Below are 17073 nucleotides of genomic sequence, written 5' to 3'. Positions count from 1 at the left end.
TTCCCCTCTGTGGTCGATTATTCTTCCGCCCCGGTCCAACAGGGCCGGACGCAACTGCCGGAGTGGTGGAATTGGTAGACGCGCCGGACTCAAAATCCGGTGGGACCTAAATCCCGTGTCGGTTCGATTCCGACCTCCGGCATTTTTGTTGCCCCGGATAGTTCCCCCCCTCGAAACACGCCTCGCGATTGATGACCAGGTCGCTGCCCTGCCCCCAAACAGGGGCAATAACGCATCGACGTCTTCCGCGAACAAATCCTTGATCCCGGCGACACCACCTGCTTTCCGGGTATCCGTGATCCCGGCGGCGCTGAAGCTGATTGCGACAACCGACCGCCGCGGCGATTTGAATGCCGATGGCGCCTTCGATGTCGTCGATGTGGTCGCAGTGGCGGCGGTGGCATTTCGCGCGCAGTCGCTGCCCGAACCGCCGTTTATCGCCGATGTCAACAGCGACGGTGTGGCCGCCGACCCGCTCGATGTCGCGCGCCTGATCAACCACGTCTTCCGCAGTGGCCCGCCGCCGGGACCGTGAGGGGGATTCGTGTGAGATTCCGTGGGCTTGCGTGACCGCGGGCTCGGAACACGTCATGATCACCCACGCGTTGGTAAACAACCCGGCACCGGGAGGCACTTTGCAGCGGCGGGCTTGATGCTCTTCCTCCGCTCCCCAGGTCACACTTCAGGGGCACGGAGCCACAAAATTGGCCGCGGTCGTCCCGCCGCGGAATGCGACATTCACTACGCGCACTACGTCCGCCACCGACGTAGCGCCGTTCCCATCAAAATCCGTGCGTTGGCGGGGGCAACCGAAGTCGTAGACTGGCGTCCCTCCCCGGAACGCCACGTTCACCGTCTCAACCACATCCGCAACGCTGGAAATCACGTGGTCGCAGTTCGGATCATTCCCGCACTTGCAGACACATTGGCCGAGCGCCAATCGTATGGAATTGGCCGCGTTGATACGCCCCCAGCCGTGGTACGGGTCCCATCCCTCTACATCCTCAAAACTGAGACCAACTCTATCCTCTGCTCCGGCAGCGATAAAGAAATAGAGACTGTCGGGTGAGAGTGTCGGTCGGATTGAAAGCAGAAGTGACGCGAGTCCGCTTACGTGCGGAGTAGCCATCGATGTGCCCGACTTGACTCCGTATGGGGGATTCAAGTACCACGTCGGGACGGTCGACCAGACCTGATGTCCAGGGGCAACCACGTCAAGTTGAAAGCCATAATTCGATCCCTGGCTACTGTTCCACCACCGTGCGTCCGTTTCCTCCGTCGCACCGACGGCCAGAGCCCAATCAGAAGCCGCTGGGTAGATTACTCTGGAGGAATCGTCGTTGCCGGCAGCGGCGACACATAGAACGCCCGAGTTGTATGCGAAATGCACGGCCACATCCTGCGCTTGATGGTAAGCGTACCCACCAAGTGACATATTGATCACTTTCGCCCCCATTTGCACTGCGTAGTAGATGGCGATCGTCACGTCGTCTGAAGACGCACTCCCCGAAAGCGAGTTGAACACTCTGATTGGAAGCACCAGACAGCCCCAGTCTACACCTGCGACCCCGATCCCGTTGTTCGTAAAAGCACCTATAGTCCCGGCAACGTGCGTTCCATGAGTGTCCTCCGTTGTTCCGGGCGCCGGATTGTTGTCGTCATCTCCAAAGTCCCACCCGAGTACGTCATCGACAAGCCCATTTGCGTCGTCGTCGACCCCGAGGTTTCCTCCATATTCCACTTCATTTGTCTTGAAGACCCCCTGCAAATCGGGGTGGTCATATTGGATTCCATCGTCCAAAACGGCCACGGTGATGTTGCCAGAGCCGGTCGTTAAGTCCCATGCAGCAGGCAGGTCAATCGCCGCATAGTGCCATTGCAATGGGTAAATAGGGTCGTTCGGAGTGGCATCCGCTTCTTGGCGGGAGAGGGAGACATTTAATTCTACTTCCGCGATCTCATCACGACCAGAAAGGCTATCTTTGACATTGAGTGGGGTATTGGGATAGCGAATCGTGGCAACGAAGTACTGCGCCATATCAAGCGAATCGTACAGCGCTCGGTTGGTCAGTCCCTTGGGAGGAATAGGGAACAGAGGAGCGATTGAGTCAATCCCCGCCTGTACGAGAGGCCCCAGCCACGCTGGCACCGCACTCTTTGCATTGTTCAGCCCTCGCGCGAGGGATGTTCCGTTAATGAATGGGGCGAACTTCACGATCAGCGTGTGCGGATCATGCTCGTGAATTGCCGATTGGACGGTCCCCGGATGGAGCGTTAATCCGCACGCAAGCGCACAGAGCAAGACGATCTGTCTCATGTAGCCACCTCCCAGCATGGTCGGACTCGGATACCCCCCACAAAATGGGGCTTTCTGGTCCTGCGGCAAAAACTAAATCCCCACACTGACAGATCCTGTCACTGGATCTCCCACTTTTTTGAAGATTTTGTGCTTTAGTCGGAGCGTGGAACGTAACCGATTGCAAATCCGGGCTTTTGCGCGCCACCTTCACACCCCGCCGGGAAATTGCTTCATCGCGGTGGAAAGGGCGCGGATGTGATGCTGGAGGAGGAGTTGGCTGGATTCATCCTCGGTGGAATAGTAGCCGCGGATTTGGCCGCGGGCATCGACGAGGACGAACTTGCTGGAGTGGCCTTCGGGGAGCGCGCCGGTGGGCAGGAGGAAGCCCTTCTCGCTTAAGGCGGCGACGGCGGCGGTGTCGCCGCGCAGGAAGAGCCAGCGGCGGTCGGTGACGCCCTGACGGGCGGCATACTCGCGCAGAACTTCGGGAGTATCATACTCCGGATCGACGGTGATCGAGACAAATTGAATGTCGCGGCGCCCTTCGAAGAGTTTGTAGAGGCGGCTCATGCGGTCGGCCATCACCGGGCAGACGCCGGGACAGCGGGTGAAAATAAAATCCACGACGCTGATTTTGCCCATGAGACTGTCCCGCGTAAACGGGGAGCCGTCGCGCTCGGTCAGCGTGAAGTCGGGCACCGCGGCGATCACGGGCAACGCCAGACGGTCGCGGCTGGAAAGATGCACCATGTAGGCGCCGACCAGCGCGATGATGAGCAAGCCGCCCATCGCAAAGATGACGAATCGTCCGGGGAGCCGTTGGATGTCAGCCATGATGCGCCTCCGCCAGCCGGCGCAGGGAGAGTTGCAGGACCACCAGCGCGCCGACATAAAAACTCGATAACCACAGATGCAAGACACGTAACGCCGCCGGCATGTCGGCGGCGACCAGCGCCAGCCCGAGAAACATCTGCGCCGCCGAGAGAATCATGAACGCCCAGGCGGAGCGTTGCACCAGCGGCAGGGCAATCCCGCTTTTCCAGATGATGCGCAAGCCGACCCACCAGGTCGCGATCAGGAGCGCGCCGCCGATCAGCGGATGCCCCAGCTTGATCCAGCCGACCTGATTCATGAGCGCGCCGAGCGTCTCGTTCGGATTGTTGGCCGCCAACGTCTCGATGTCGCTGCGAATCTGCGTGCCCATGCCCACCGACACGATCGCGATGATCCACAACGGCCAGGTCCAGCGCGACACGGCGCGGGCGCGGGCATCGGGCGCGAGCGGATGCAGATGCCAGTGGACTTGCAGCGTCAGGTGAATCAGGACACTGGCGAGGATGAAGGCGATCACCATGTGCACGGTGACGACAAACGGCGCCAGCTTCGTGCCGACCACCTCTCCCCCCTGCCAGCCCTCGAAGGCCACCAGCGCCAGCGACAGCAGCGCGGGATAGAGGATGCGTGGGTGACGCCGCGCATGACGAATCGCCAGGATCGCAGTGATCAGGATCAACAGACCGATGGTGACGCCGATCAGACGGTTGATGTATTCGATCCAGGCGAGGGTGACGTTGAAGGTGGATGGATCAATGTGCGGCGGGAGTTGCTCGACGCTGGTCGGCGGGATCCAGCGGTCGAAGCATTTGGGCCAGTCGGGGCAGCCCAGACCGGCGCCGGAGACACGCACCAACCCGCCGACGAAGATCAGGAAGAAGGTGGCCAACGTGGCGGCCAGAGCCCAGGAGCGCAGTCGGTTCATCGCGTCATCGCCTCGCAGTCGGAATGGGGGGAAATCAATGGGTTGCGCGGGCCGTGTCCATGATTATTGCGCGGTGCCGCGATCGGCAGTCTGCTGAAATTGCCAGATTCCTGGTGAAGTTAAAAAGATTGCTTCGTCGTCGTCCGCCTCCGGCCGACTCCTCCTCGCAATGACGCGGTGGGGCAGGAGCCCGGACATTCCGCCACTGCGGTCGGCTCCCGGGAGTCTCTTCCAGCGCCGTCGCGTTGGCCTCGCGGAAACTGCGTCCCAGCGTCATTGCGAGGAGGCCTCACCCGCCGAAGGCGGGTAAGGCCGACGAAGCAATCTTTTTCGGCGGGACAAGCGAATCGGGGGTTTGCAAGAGGCTGAAAGCCCGTTGTCCGGCGGGCAGCGGGGGCAACAAAGATTCCACGGTCATGACCCTGCGGCTGCGGCTCCGGGCCATGACCTTGGAATGACGATTGTCCTGTCGATGGACCGCGGATGAGCGCCCGCGCCATTTGGCGCTCATCGTAGGGGCAGGTGTGAGACCTGCCCTGGCTCCAACCGCGCCATGTTAGCGCATTCGCGGCCTAATGGGTGGCCGGGGCGGTGGTGTCGGCGGCGGAGTCGGCCGGATGGGCGGCGGCGGAATCGGCGGGCCGGTTGTAAATGGATGCGGGCACCTGAATCGGACGGCCCACTTCGGGATACAAATCGGCGCGGCGTGTGGTGTCGATCATGGTGAAGCCGATGAAGATGACCAGAAACAACAGCGCGATCGCAAACACCATGAAGTAGAACTTATTATCGTAGTAGAGGTGCATGAAAAAGAAGGCGACCAAAAGCGCCTTGAAGCCGGCAATCGCCAACGCCACGACGATGTTCAGCGCGCCCAGGTGCACAAACGAGACCGCGATGGTCACCGCGGTCATGACCAACAGCAACGCGGCCACGGTCAGATAGACCCGCAGCGGGATGGTATGGGAATGGCGGGCGGTGCTCGGTGCGCTCATCGTCGTCCTATCCAATCAGGTACAAAAGCGGGAACAGGAAAATCCAGATCAAATCGACCAGGTGCCAGTAGAGACCGGTCATCTCGATCGGCGTATAGTAGTCGGCGGAGAAGTCGCCGCGCGCGGTGCGTCGGATCATCCAGGCGATCACGCCCATGCCGCCGATCACGTGAAGGCCATGCAGTCCGGTCATCAGAAAGTAGACCGAAAAGAAGATGTGCGGGTTGGTGCCTTCGACGCCGGTGTAGGTGTAATACTTGCCGGGCAGCTGGCCCAAATGGAACTTGTGCGCATACTCGAAGTACTTAATCACAAGAAACACGCCGGCCAGAAGCAGCGTCGCCCACAGCAGACGCAGGGTGTTTTGGCGCTGCCCCAGTTGCATGCAGCGGATGGCCAGCGCCATGGTGAGCGAACTGGTGATCAGCACCACGGTGTTGATCCCGCCCATGGTCACATCGAGCGCCCGGTGGGCGTCGAGGAACATCTGAGGATACCATGAGCGGTAGATCGTGTAGGCGCAAAACAGCCCGCCGAAAAGCAGGATCTCGGTCACCAGAAAGATCCACATGCCGAGTTTCGACGACTCGCGCTGCTGCTCGGCGTCGGCGAAGTGGTGGGCCAGGTAGGCCGGATGTCCGGTCGTGTCGCTCATCGTTGTGCTACCGTCCCGCCAGTGTGGATGGGGCAATGATCTTGTCGTAGTCGTGCGGCCCATGGGTCACAACCGGTTGGCTGTCGAAGTTGTGCGGCGGCGGCGGCGAGGTGGTGGTCCACTCCAGCGAGAGCGCGCCCCACGGATTGTTGCCAGCCGGTTTGCCGCGCCAGAACGAGGCGATCAGGTAGGTCGCCATGATCAAAAAGCCCAGGGTCATAATCCATGAGCCGACGGTCGAGGCGGCATGCATCGTGCCGTACTCCGGCACATAGTCGAAGTAGCGGCGCGGCATTCCCTGCGCGCCCATGACGAATTGCGGGAAAAACGTGCCGTTGAAGCCGACAAAGACCAGCACGGCGGCGATCCGTCCCCAGAACTCGCTGTACATCCGCCCAAACATCTTCGGCCACCAGTAGTGAATGCCGCCGAGGAAGGCCATGACCGTGCCGCCCATCATGACATAATGGAAGTGGGCCACGACGAAATAGGTGTCGTGCAGATGGACATCGACCACCAGCGCGCCGAGGAAGATGCCGGTCAGGCCGCCGATGGTGAAGGTGCAGAGAAACCAGAGGGCATAAAGCATCGGCGTCTCAAAACTGATCTGCCCCTTGTAGAGCGTGGTCAGCCAGTTGAAGATCTTCACCGCCGACGGAATCCCGACCAGGAAGGTGAGCGCCGAGAAGACCATCGACGCCGCCTCCGACTGGCCGGAGGTGAACATGTGGTGCCCCCAGACCAGAAAGCCGATGAGGGCGATCGCCACGCTCGAAAAGGCGACAAAGCGGTAGCCGAAGATCGTCTTGCGGGCAAAGGTGGCGACCAGTTCCGACATGATCCCCATGCCCGGCAGAATCATGATGTAGACCGCCGGGTGGGAGTAGAACCAGAAGAAGTGCTGGTAGAGGACCGGATCGCCGCCCATCGCCGGATCGAAGATGCCGATCGCGAAGAGCCGCTCGAAGATCAAAAGCAAAAGCGTGATGCCCAGCACCGGGGTGGCCAGCACCTGGATGATCGCGGTGGCATACAGCGCCCAGACAAACAGCGGCATTTTAAACCAGGTCATCCCCGGGGCGCGCAGTTTGTGCACCGTGACGATAAAGTTGATGCCGGTAAAGATCGACGAGAACCCGAGCACGAAGGCCGCGAAGGTCATCGAGATCACCGCGGTGGTGGTCTGCGTGCTGTAAGGCGTGTAGAAGGTCCAGCCGGTATCGACCGCGCCGGCGAAGATCGAGTAGAGCGCGATGATGGTCCCGGCGACATAGACCCACCAACTGGCGAGGTTCAGCCGCGGGAAGGCGACATCCCTGGCGCCGATCATCAGCGGCAGCGCGAAGTTGCCCAGCGCCGCCGGGATCGAGGGGATGATGAACAGGAAGATCATGATCGCGCCGTGGAGCGTGAACATCTTATTGTAGGTGTCGGCGCTCATCAAATCGGCGCCGGGACGCAGCAGCTCCAGGCGCACAATCAGGGCGAAGATCCCGCCCAACAGGAAGGCCAGCAGGATCGCGGCCAGATACATGATCCCGATGCGTTTGTGATCGAGCGTAAACAGCCAGGACTTCCAGCCGCGCGGCTCGTTGAGATAATTCTGTGCGGGTCGCAGTGTGTCCATGCCTATTGTCCCGTCGACGGATTGAGCGACTTGATAAATGCGACCAGCGCATCGACCTCATGGGCCTTGAGCAGCCCCTGGAAGGTCGGCATCACCGGCTGGTACCCCGCGGCGACCTTCGCCTGCGGGTTGAGGATCGATTCGCGGATGTAGTTCTCATCCATGAGGACCGCTCCTCCCTTCTGCAGGGCGACCTCCTTGCCGAAGCGTCCCACGAAGGTCGGCCCGGTCCCCGCCTTGCCGTCGTTGCTGTGGCAGGTGACGCAGGTTTTCGAGACATACAACTTGGCGCCGTATTCCTCCGGCGCCATCCCCTCGCCGGCGAAGGCGGCGGTTTCGAGCCACTGGGCATACTCGCGTTCGCCGAGCACGCGCACTTCGCCGATCATGCCCGAATGCTCCTTGCCGCAGTACTCGGCGCAGAAGAGGTTGTGGTTGCCGGGCTTGGGCGCCTCAAACCAGGCAATCGTGTAGCGGTTGGGCAACACATCGCGCTTGATGCGGAAATCGGGCACGAAGAAACTGTGGATCACATCCTGCGACGACATCAAAAGACGGATCGGCTTGCCGGCCGGAACGACCAGCGTGTCGATCATCACCAGGCCGTCGGGGTAGGTGAACGACCAAAACCACTTCTGCCCTGAGACCTTGATTTCCATCGCGTCCTTGGGCACGACGTTCTGCGCCATGAAACTGCGGAAGCCCCAGACGAAGATGATGCCGACCAGGATCAGGGGGATGACAATCCAGGTCATCTCGAGCGCGGTGTTGTGGTGCAGGCCGGGAGTGAGGGTGGCGGCGCCGCGGCGGCGGTACTTGACGACAAAGATCACCGTCAGTGTCATGATCAGCGCGAAAAACGCCACCGACATCCACAACAGGAAGTTGAAAAGCGCGTCGACGTCGGGCGCGACGGTCGAGGCCTGCGGCGGGAGAAACAGGGATCGGGTGGTGTCCATATCCGGGTGTCGGGCTACGTTGTCGAGGACGCCTCCCGCGGGGCGCGTGAACGGCGCCAGTCGCGCCACCATTGGAGGCACAGGAAGCTGCCCAGAAGCAGCAGCGTGAGGACGCCGCCCAATTTCATCAGGTTTCCGGCAAAGAGGACATACCCCTTGGCGTCCGGGTCATAGTGGAAGCAGTAGAGAATGATCCGGTCGATGGTGTTGCCGATTTTGCCCTTCGATGCTTCCATCAGCGCGAACGACAGGTCGCGCGGCTTGAAGTCGATGCCGTAGAGGTAGCGCGAGATCATCCCATCCTCGGCGATCACAAATGCCCCGGCCGGGTGGGCATACTGCTTGCGCTCGGCGTCGTAGTAGTACCGGAAGCCGATCGCGTCGGCCAACGCCTTCGATGATGACTCGGGTCCGACCAGGAACACCCAGCCGTCGGCCTCGGCCTTCGGCAGCGACTCGAGGTAGCGCTGCTTTTTCGCCGCGGCGATGGCGACCGTCTCGGTGGGATCGATGCTCACGGTGAGCATCAGAAACTCGCCGCCGGGATGCCAGTCGATGTCGCGCACGCCGTTGGTCAGGCCGTTGAGCACAATCGAGCAGAGCATTGGGCAGTCGGAGTAGGCCAGCGTGAGGAGAACCGGCCTCCCCTGCCCGAAGTACCGGCGCAATGTCACCGAGTCGCCGGCGTCGTTGACAAACGGCAGATCCAGCGGGATGGTGTCGCCGAGATGCTCGACGATGTCGATTTTACGCAGTTCCGGCACGCTGTCCTGGATCAACTGCGCGGCCGCCGGCTGCGCAAGGCCGGCCGCGAGCGCGGCCGCGAGAGCGAGCCCCCTGCCCCATCCGGCCCATTGCCGGGCGCTGTGGATGCGCCGCTTCACTTCGGCTCACCGCCTCCTGTGGCGCGGCGGGCATAGGCCTCATCGACCATCAACTGCATGGCGCGGTCGATGGGGATGCGGTAGACGCCGAGCGAGTCATCGAGGAGGGCATAACTGGACAGCTCGGCCTCCTCGCGGGCGCGCAGTTCGCGCAACGTGACCGACACGGGGGCGTAGACCGCCGTCTGGAACTGCTCTTCCTTCTCCACCCAGAAGAACTGGAAGAGGACCACAATCACGGCGACGGTGAAGACCACCGCCGCGCCGGTGATGAGCGCGACGCGTCCGACGGCGACGTCGGTCTTTTCGTAACCGGTCTCCCCCGGCGTGTGATCGTGAACGGTGGTCATGGGCTCAGAGACTCAGACTCTCAATCGAGGCGTCCAGACGCGGATCACCGACCGGAATGATCGAGGCGCTGGCGAACTTCCGCCAGAACAGCCAGAGGAAAACGCCGCCGATGCCGACCATCGCCACCGGATCGATCCACGACAGCGCGGCGCCATCGGGCGAAATCGACGGCATCACCAGCCAGAACAGGTCGACCCACTGCATGAGCAGAAGCCACAGCGACATCCCGACCAGAAACCCGAGGTTGCGCTTGATCGTCTTCGGCAACAGCAGGATAAACGGCACGACAAAGTGCCCGATCACCAGAAGCAGCGAGACGAACTTCCACGATCCCGCCCAGCGGTGCTGATACCAGATGGTCTCCTCGGGAATGTTGGCGTACCAGATGATGAAGTACTGCGAGAAGGCCATGTAGGCCCAGAAGATGGTGAACGCGAACGTGAGTTTGCCCAGATCGTTGTAGTGCTCGACACCCACAACGTTGGCCAGCACGCCCTGGCGGCGCAGGTAAGCCAGCAGGATGGTGACAAAGCAGACGATCGAGAGCGCAGCGCCGGCGAAGACATAGACGCCGAAGATCGTCGAGTACCAGTGCGGATCCAGCGACATCAGCCAGTCGAAGGCGGCGAACGTGGTGGTGAAGGCAAAAAGCAGCATCCCGCCGGCCGCCACCTTGCGGGTCTTCGCCCGACGCGCCTCATCGTAGCGCGTGTCCTCGGCGATCGAGTTGCGGTAGAGCGTGCGCGCCAGCACAAACCAGATGGCAAAGTAGGCCGCGGCGCGCGCGATGAAGAAGGCGGCGTTGAGGTACGGCGCCTTGGCGGTGAGCAGTTCATCGCCGGCGACCGCCTCGGTGTGGGTCCAATGATAAAGATCGTGCATCCCGCCCAGAATCGGCAGGAACAGGATCGCCATCGCCGGCAGGACGGTCATGATGCTTTCGACCAGGCGGCGGATGACGATGCTCCAGCGGGCATTGACCAGGTAGTGCAGCATCACCAGAAAGAGCGCGCCCAAGGCGATGGTGAGCCAGAACATGTAGGCGGTGAGGTAGGCGTGGAAGAACCGCTGGCGATCGACCAGAAATCCCACGCCGGTGATGGCCAACGCCACCAATCCGATGATCAGCGCCCGCTTGCCCGCGCCCGCGCCGCCGTCCAGCCGGTATGTGTCTTTGGCGATCGTCATGCCGTTTACGGTGTCCCCAGTTTGTCGCGCTGTTCGAGCGGAATATCATTGAGCGTCGCATTGTGCGCGCGTTGCAGGGTGCGCAGGTAGGCGGTGATCGCCCAGCGGTCATCGACCGGAATCTGATGACGGTAGGAGGGCATGTTGCGCACGCCGTTGGTGATGACGCCGAAGATCTCGCCGTCGCGCATGTTGCGGATACGGTCGGTGTGGAAACTGGGCGGCGGAACATAGCCGCGCGTGACCATGATCCCACGGCCATCGCCCACCTGCCCATGGCAGGGCGAGCAGAAGATGTTGAAACGCTCGCGTCCGCGCTGCAAAAGCGGCATGGTGATCGCAACCGGCATCTGGCGCAGCGTGTCGCCGGATGCGTCGACGCCGGTGTGATAGGCGATGTCGGTGACCAGTTGGCCGCGGGCCACGGTCCCGGCCGGCGGCGTGCGCATCGCCGCGCCGTCGGCGGAGATCCGGCTTTCGCCGTAGGCCACCAGCTTCTCCTGATTGTCCATATTCGGATTCAGGTGAATCGGCGGATCGGCGCTCGGCTGGCCCTGGCAGGACCACAGCGACAACGCCGCGGCGACACACACCGCGCCCCGCCGCGCCATGCGCTCCAGCCCGCTTTTCATCCACGACCGGATCACGTCGCTACTCTCCCCGCAACAGCTCGACATGGATGGCGCCGAGCCGCCTGAGCAATTCCTCGGCCTGCGCCGGGTCAAAGTTGGGTTCGTTGGCCTCGATCGAGACAAAGAAGCCGTCGTTGGAGGCCGCGCGGAACCGGTCGGAATAGAAGACCGGATGATGCAGACGCGGCAACCGGTTCAGGTGAAACATGCCGAAGACGGCGGTGATGGCCGACAAGAGCACCCCGACGCCGAAACTGATTGGGACATAGGCCTGGAAACTGAAATACGGCTTGCCGCCGATGACGAACGGGTAGGCGATGGTCGATGCCCACCACTGCAGCAGGAAGGCGCCGCCGACGCCGACGATCGCCGACAGTCCGACCAGCCAGCCCAGCGGCGAGCGCCGCATCCCCATCGCCTCGTCCATGCCATGGATCGGGAACGGCGAATGACAGTCGAAATGCTTGTAGCCGGCGTCACGGACCCCATAGGCCGCGCGCATGAGCGCGCCGGGCCCGTCGAACTGACCGAGAATGCCGAGAATGCGTCCGGAGCCGCTCATCCGTGCACCCCCGCGGCCGTTTCTTTCTGCGCCGGACCGTGATGGTGCGGGTCGGCCTGGGGCAGCACGCCTTTGACCTCCGCCATCGCGATCATCGGCAGGAAACGGATAAACAGCAGGAACAAGGTAAAGAACAACCCGAACGACCCGGCAAAGAGGCCGATATCAAACATCGTCGGCTTGTAGTAATCCCACGAGGCCGGCAGGAAGTCCTGTGTGAGCGAGGTGATGACGATCACGAACCGCTCGAACCACATGCCGACATTGATCAGAATCGAGGCGATAAACAGCACCGGGATGCTTTGGCGCAGACGCTTGAACCAGAACGCCTGCGGCACCACGATGTTGCAGAAAATCATCGTCCAGTAGCCCCAGGCATACGGCCCGGTGGCGCGATTGAGGAAGACGAAGCGCTCGTAGAGATTGCCCGAGTACCAGGCGGTGAAAAACTCAATGGTATAGGCGTAGGCCACCATCATGCCGGTGACCAGCATGACCTTCGACATGATGTCGAGATGGCGGGCGGTGATGAAATCGGTCAGCCCGAAGATCTTGCGCGCGATGATCGAGAGCGTGACCACCATCGCAAAGCCCGAGAAAATCGCGCCGGCGACGAAATACGGCGGAAAGATCGTGGTGTGCCAGCCGGGCATCAGACTGACGCAGAAGTCGGTCGACACGACCGAGTGCACCGACAGCACCAGCGGCGTCGACAGTCCGGCGAGGAGCAGGTACGCCAGTTCATAGTGCCGCCACTGCCGGTTGCCCCCGCGCCACCCCAGCGAGAAGATGCCCAGCACGAATTTGCGCAGACGGCTGGTGGCGCGGTCGCGCATCGTCGCCAGATCGGGCACCAGACCGACATACCAGAACAAAAGCGACACGGTGAAGTAGGTGCTGACGGCGAACACGTCCCACAGAAGCGGGCTGCGCCAGTTGGGCCACATCCCCATCTGATTGGGCAACGGAAACATGTAGTAGGCCAGCCAAACGCGCCCGACATGCAGCGCCGGGAACATCAGCGCGCAGATCACGGCGAAGAGTGTCATCGCCTCGGCGAAACGGTTGATCGAGGTCCGCCACCGCTGCCGCAGCAAGAAGAGAATGGCGGAAATCAGCGTGCCGGCATGGCCGATACCGACCCACCAGACAAAGTTGATGATCGCCCAGCCCCAGCCGGTCGGCACATTCACGCCCCAGATGCCGATGCCCTCATAGACCAGATAGCCGACCATGATGACAAACAGACCGAGCAGCGAGAGCGCGACGCCAAAGGCGATGTACCAGGCGCGGGTGGTCTTTCGCTCGGTGATGGCGCTGATCCGTTCGGAGACGGCGCCAAAGGTCGGGTTGCCGAGAATAAGCGGCGGTTCGGACGCCGCGGCCACGGTGTGGTTGATCTGCGAGCTCACGCGGATGCCGTTCTCCCGGACGTCGCGGCCAGCAGCGCCGGGTTGGGGTTGCGCAGTTTGGCCAAAAAGGACGTGCGCGGTTGGGTGTTGTATTCGCCGAGCAGTTCATAGCGCTGCGCCAATTGGCGCATGCGCGAGACCCGGCTGTCGGGATCGTTGATGTTGCCGAAGACGATGGCGCCGGCGGGGCAGGCCTGCTGGCAGGCGCTGACGATGTCGCCGTCGACCAAGTCGCGGCCTTCCGCCTTGGCGTTGATGCGGCCGCGGCTGATGCGCTGGACGCAGTAGGTGCATTTTTCCATCACGCCGCGGAAGCGCATGGTGACATCGGGGTTCATCGCCATCTTCATCACCTCCGGCGTTTCCTTGACGTAGTTGAAGAAGTTGAACCGGCGCACCTTGTACGGGCAGTTGTTCGAGCAGTAGCGCGTGCCGATGCAGCGGTTGTACACCATCTGATTGAGGCCGTCGGCGCTGTGCACCGTCGCCGCCACCGGGCAGACCTGCTCGCAGGGGGCGTTTTCGCAATGCACGCAGGCGACGGGCTGATGCACGACGTCGGGCTCGTCCTCATCCCCGGTGAAGTAGCGGTCGACACGGATCCAGTGCATCTCGCGTCCGCGGCTGACCTGCTCTTTGCCCACCACCGGGATGTTGTTCTCGCTCTGGCAGGCGATCGTGCAGGCGTTGCAGCCGGTGCACATGGTCAGATCGATCGACATGCCCCACTGATGGCCCTCATCGTAAGAGTGCTCCTTCCACAGCGACACCAGCGGCGGATGCTTGACCATGTCGCGGGCAAACGCGGGGTTCCGGCGGAACTCCTCGATGGTCCCCTCGCGCACAATCGGCCGCCCCTCCATCGCGCCGTGCTCCTGCGTGGCGGCGATCGGATAGGTGCGTCCGGTCGGCTGCAGAGCGGCGCCGGCGGCGATGAAGGCGGCGGCGCGTGTCCGCAGCGGGTAGACATCGAAGCCGACACCATCGGCGACGCGGCCGAGACTCTCACGGCCATAACCGACAAACACGGTCACGGTGTCATCGGCCTGTCCGGGCTGAACCCAGACCGGGATTTCCAGCGAGCGGCCATTGAGCTCCAGACGCGCCAGGTCGACGCGATTGCTTTTCAGTGTCGGCAGGGTCTCAAAGCCCAGACGGCGCGCGCTGGCCGGCGAGATGATCGCGGGATTGTCCCAGGTCACTTTGGTCAGTGAATTGGGCAGTTCCTGCAACCAGCCGTTGTTGGCGAATCGGCCATCGTGGACCGACGGCGACGGCGCAAACGTCAGCTCCAGTCCGGCGGCGTCATTCGACCACGCATGCGCGGCCAGATGTCCGGCCAAACGCTGCGGATCGATGACAGCCTCCGCCGGCGGCACGGCGCTGTTTTCCAGCAGACCGTCGTGGAGAACCTTCTGCCAGGCCGCCTCGAAGCCGAGGCCCGGCAGGAAATCGGTCCAGGTGGCGCGCACCAGATCATAGCCGCGGGTCTCGCGTCCGCTGGTGATCAGCTCCGCCAGCTCGATGTCGGAATGGCCGTTGAAGAGCGGCTCGATCAACGGCTGAATGACGCTGAGTGTGCCATCGACGGCGCGGGCATCGCCCCAGGCTTCGAGGAAATGCGCGCGCGGGATATGCCAGTGGCAACGACGCGATGTTTCGTCCAGATAGGGCGAGAGGTGGATGGCATTGGCGACCTTGGTGAGCGCGGCGGCGAATCTCAGATCGGCGGGCGCGTTGTAGACCGGATTGCCGCCCAGCATCACCAGCGTGTCGACCGTGCCCGCCTGCATGGCGTCGGTGAGCGCGGCCAACTGATCGGTGTCGGAGAGGGCGGCATCAGGCAGCGACCGGTACTCGACCGTCTGCCCGACATTGCCGAGCGCAAAGTTGATGGCGGCCACCAACGCATGCACCGCCGGCGGCTGCGCCATGCCGGCGCAGACCAGCGACGCGCCGCGATGCGCCATCAAATCATCGGCGACGGCGTCCAGCCAGTCGCGGCCGATGGCGGAATCGGAGGGCAATAGACCGCCGGCCACGGCCAGCCCGCGCTCGCGCAGCCGATTGGCCAATGTCGCGGCAAAAGCGCCGATCCGGCCTGCCTTCAACCGCAGCCGATGATCGGCCATTGTGCCGGTCAGGGAGTAAGCGCCCTCGACGACATAGAGCCGGTTCATCTCGTCGGACGGAGACAACATCTGACGACGCGCGGCAAAGTCGGCGGTTGCCGTGATTGATTCCGGTTCAGTCAGCAGGAAATCGCAGTCCAACGCCAACACGCGCGCGGCACGGTCGAAGCGATGGACGGGACGCAACGTCTGCCCGAGCGCGGCGGCTGTCCCGCGCAGCGGGTTCTCCATGGCCATCGGCTCATAGGCCACCCATGTGCCCTGCGGGAAGGCGGCGTGGAATTCGGTTTTCAGCCGCGCCAGAGTCGGCGAGGCAAATTCCTCGGATAGGATCGCCAGCCCCGCGCCGCCCGTCTGACGGTGTTTCTCCAGCAGCGGACGCCAGAAGGCGACGAAATCGGCCCAGGTGCGCTCGCCCCCATGATGAAGGACAACCCGCGAGCGATCGGGATCATAGAGTCCCAGAATCGCCGCCTGCAGGATGGCGTTCGATCGGCCGCGGGTCGCGGGATGCCGTGTGTTACCTTCGATTTTGGTGGGGCGCCCTTCATGCGCTTCGACCAGCAGCCCGTAGGCATGGGCGCCCAGGGGCATGGTGGTCGCGTAATACTGCGGAATGCCGGGGACAAGGTTTTCCGGCGGCACGACATACGGAATGATCTTCTCAACCGGCTTGCGGCACCCGGCGAAGGTGGCCAGCGCCACCGAGGCGCTCATCAGCGACAGGAACTTGCGCCGCGACACGCCATCGAAAAGCTCGGAGGCACCTTCGGTAAACTCGCGGCGCAGATACTCCTGCGCCAGCGGCGTCTCGGCGCGGGCATCCAGGCTGCGCCAGTAGTCGCGTCCGGACGGCGGCGTCTGTGGATTTAGCGATGACACGCGGCGCAGTCCTCCGGGGGTATGATCTTGTGCTCGGTTTTCCAGCGGGCCACATATGAGGCGTGGTCGGGCCCGGGGGTCCAGTTCATCCTGGTGACATCCTCCGGACGGCGCAGGTGCGGGTCGGGGTTGCGGTGGCAATCAAGACACCAGGACATCGAAAGCGTCTCGCGCAGGGTCACCTTTTCCATCTCCGCCACGTTTCCGTGGCAGCTTTCACAGCCGACACCGGCGCGCACATGGACGCCGTGGTTGAAGTAGGCGTACTGCGGCAGGTCATGCACCTTGACCCATGTGATTGGCACGCGTGTCGCCCAGCTCTCGCGCACCGGGAGCAGCTTCGGGCTCTCCGGCAGGATGAGCTTGTGGCAGTTCATGCAGGTCTGGGTGGGCGGAACACCGGCGTGCGGCCCGGTCTCCACGCCGGTGTGGCAGTAGCGGCAGTCGATGCCGAGATCGCCCGCGTGCAGTTTGTGGCTGTAGGGCACCGGCTGCTCGGGACGGTAGCCGACATCGGTGAACTTCGGCGACCCGAAATGCCAAAAGAAAAAGACCGCGCCAACGATCAGCCCCACCCCTGCCAGCGCGATGACCAGCGGCAAGCGATTGGTCCAAGGCGGGAAAAGCTGCGGCAAGCCAATATCAGGACTGTTTCTGTCTTGTTCTCGCTCTGACATCATAAGACCGCGACGCTCGTTACCTTCCGGCGGGACCGCTTCGGGTCTTCCATGGCGTC

16 protein-coding genes and 1 tRNA gene are annotated in these 17073 nt (G+C 62.6%); 2 read left to right on the top strand and 15 right to left on the bottom strand.

Features of this window, described 5'->3' with window-relative positions; translation table 11 throughout:
* The first annotated feature begins 56 nt into the window (after positions 1-56).
* Positions 57-142, top strand: a tRNA-Leu gene (locus VNN55_04825).
* A gap of 153 nt (positions 143-295) precedes the next feature.
* Entirely contained in the window at positions 296-535 is a 240-nt protein-coding gene (locus tag VNN55_04820) for a dockerin type I domain-containing protein (GenBank protein ID HWO56872.1), read from the top strand.
* Between the two features lie 147 nt (positions 536-682).
* On the opposite strand, the gene VNN55_04815 is transcribed toward VNN55_04820, so the two are convergent.
* From VNN55_04815 to VNN55_04745, 15 genes are all read right to left on the bottom strand, one after another.
* A complete protein-coding gene (locus VNN55_04815) occupies positions 683-2317 on the bottom strand; it encodes a S8 family serine peptidase (GenBank protein HWO56871.1) in 1635 nt (544 codons plus the stop codon).
* A 189-nt stretch (positions 2318-2506) separates the two neighbouring features.
* Positions 2507-3133, bottom strand: a complete 627-nt coding sequence (locus VNN55_04810; protein HWO56870.1) for an SCO family protein — start codon at positions 3131-3133, stop codon at positions 2507-2509.
* Positions 3126-4058 carry a COX15/CtaA family protein gene (locus VNN55_04805; protein ID HWO56869.1) on the bottom strand — a complete coding sequence of 311 codons (933 nt, stop codon included), beginning with the start codon at positions 4056-4058 and terminating at the stop codon, positions 3126-3128. The genes VNN55_04810 and VNN55_04805 overlap by 8 nt, the downstream gene beginning before the upstream one ends.
* A gap of 572 nt (positions 4059-4630) precedes the next feature.
* Complete coding sequence (locus VNN55_04800) at positions 4631-5053, bottom strand: cytochrome C oxidase subunit IV family protein (protein HWO56868.1); 423 nt, start codon at positions 5051-5053, stop codon at positions 4631-4633.
* Between the two features lie 7 nt (positions 5054-5060).
* The gene (locus tag VNN55_04795; protein HWO56867.1) at positions 5061-5708 is read right to left on the bottom strand and encodes a cytochrome c oxidase subunit 3 family protein; all 648 of its coding nucleotides are present in this window, start codon (positions 5706-5708) and stop codon (positions 5061-5063) included.
* Positions 5709-5715: 7 nt separating this feature from the next.
* Positions 5716-7335, bottom strand: coding sequence for a cytochrome c oxidase subunit I (gene ctaD / locus VNN55_04790; GenBank protein HWO56866.1), 1620 nt, complete (start codon positions 7333-7335; stop codon positions 5716-5718).
* 2 nt (positions 7336-7337) lie between these two features.
* The gene (gene coxB / locus VNN55_04785; protein ID HWO56865.1) at positions 7338-8294 is read right to left on the bottom strand and encodes a cytochrome c oxidase subunit II; all 957 of its coding nucleotides are present in this window, start codon (positions 8292-8294) and stop codon (positions 7338-7340) included.
* A gap of 14 nt (positions 8295-8308) precedes the next feature.
* Positions 8309-9178, bottom strand: a complete 870-nt coding sequence (locus tag VNN55_04780) for an SCO family protein (GenBank protein HWO56864.1) — start codon at positions 9176-9178, stop codon at positions 8309-8311.
* Complete coding sequence (locus VNN55_04775) at positions 9175-9528, bottom strand: hypothetical protein (GenBank protein HWO56863.1); 354 nt, start codon at positions 9526-9528, stop codon at positions 9175-9177. Before VNN55_04775 ends, VNN55_04780 begins: the two co-directional genes overlap by 4 nt.
* A gap of 4 nt (positions 9529-9532) precedes the next feature.
* Positions 9533-10717: a hypothetical protein gene (locus tag VNN55_04770; protein HWO56862.1), complete on the bottom strand. Its 1185-nt coding sequence runs from the start codon at positions 10715-10717 to the stop codon at positions 9533-9535.
* Between the two features lie 5 nt (positions 10718-10722).
* Positions 10723-11364: a cytochrome c gene (locus tag VNN55_04765; protein HWO56861.1), complete on the bottom strand. Its 642-nt coding sequence runs from the start codon at positions 11362-11364 to the stop codon at positions 10723-10725.
* A gap of 4 nt (positions 11365-11368) precedes the next feature.
* On the bottom strand, positions 11369-11911 hold the full coding sequence (locus VNN55_04760; GenBank protein ID HWO56860.1) for a DUF3341 domain-containing protein: 543 nt from the start codon (positions 11909-11911) through the stop codon (positions 11369-11371).
* Complete coding sequence (gene nrfD, locus VNN55_04755; GenBank protein HWO56859.1) at positions 11908-13323, bottom strand: NrfD/PsrC family molybdoenzyme membrane anchor subunit; 1416 nt, start codon at positions 13321-13323, stop codon at positions 11908-11910. Before nrfD ends, VNN55_04760 begins: the two co-directional genes overlap by 4 nt.
* Positions 13320-16337 (bottom strand): TAT-variant-translocated molybdopterin oxidoreductase, encoded by a 3018-nt coding sequence (locus VNN55_04750; protein HWO56858.1) that lies wholly within the window; start codon positions 16335-16337, stop codon positions 13320-13322. Before VNN55_04750 ends, nrfD begins: the two co-directional genes overlap by 4 nt.
* Positions 16325-16972 (bottom strand): cytochrome c3 family protein, encoded by a 648-nt coding sequence (locus VNN55_04745; protein HWO56857.1) that lies wholly within the window; start codon positions 16970-16972, stop codon positions 16325-16327. The genes VNN55_04750 and VNN55_04745 overlap by 13 nt, the downstream gene beginning before the upstream one ends.
* Between the last annotated feature and the right edge of the window lie 101 nt (positions 16973-17073).

It is taken from the genome of bacterium, assembly GCA_035559435.1.
Lineage (GTDB): Bacteria > Zixibacteria > MSB-5A5 > WJJR01 > WJJR01 > JACQFV01.
This window is presented reverse-complemented; position numbering and strand designations above follow the sequence as displayed.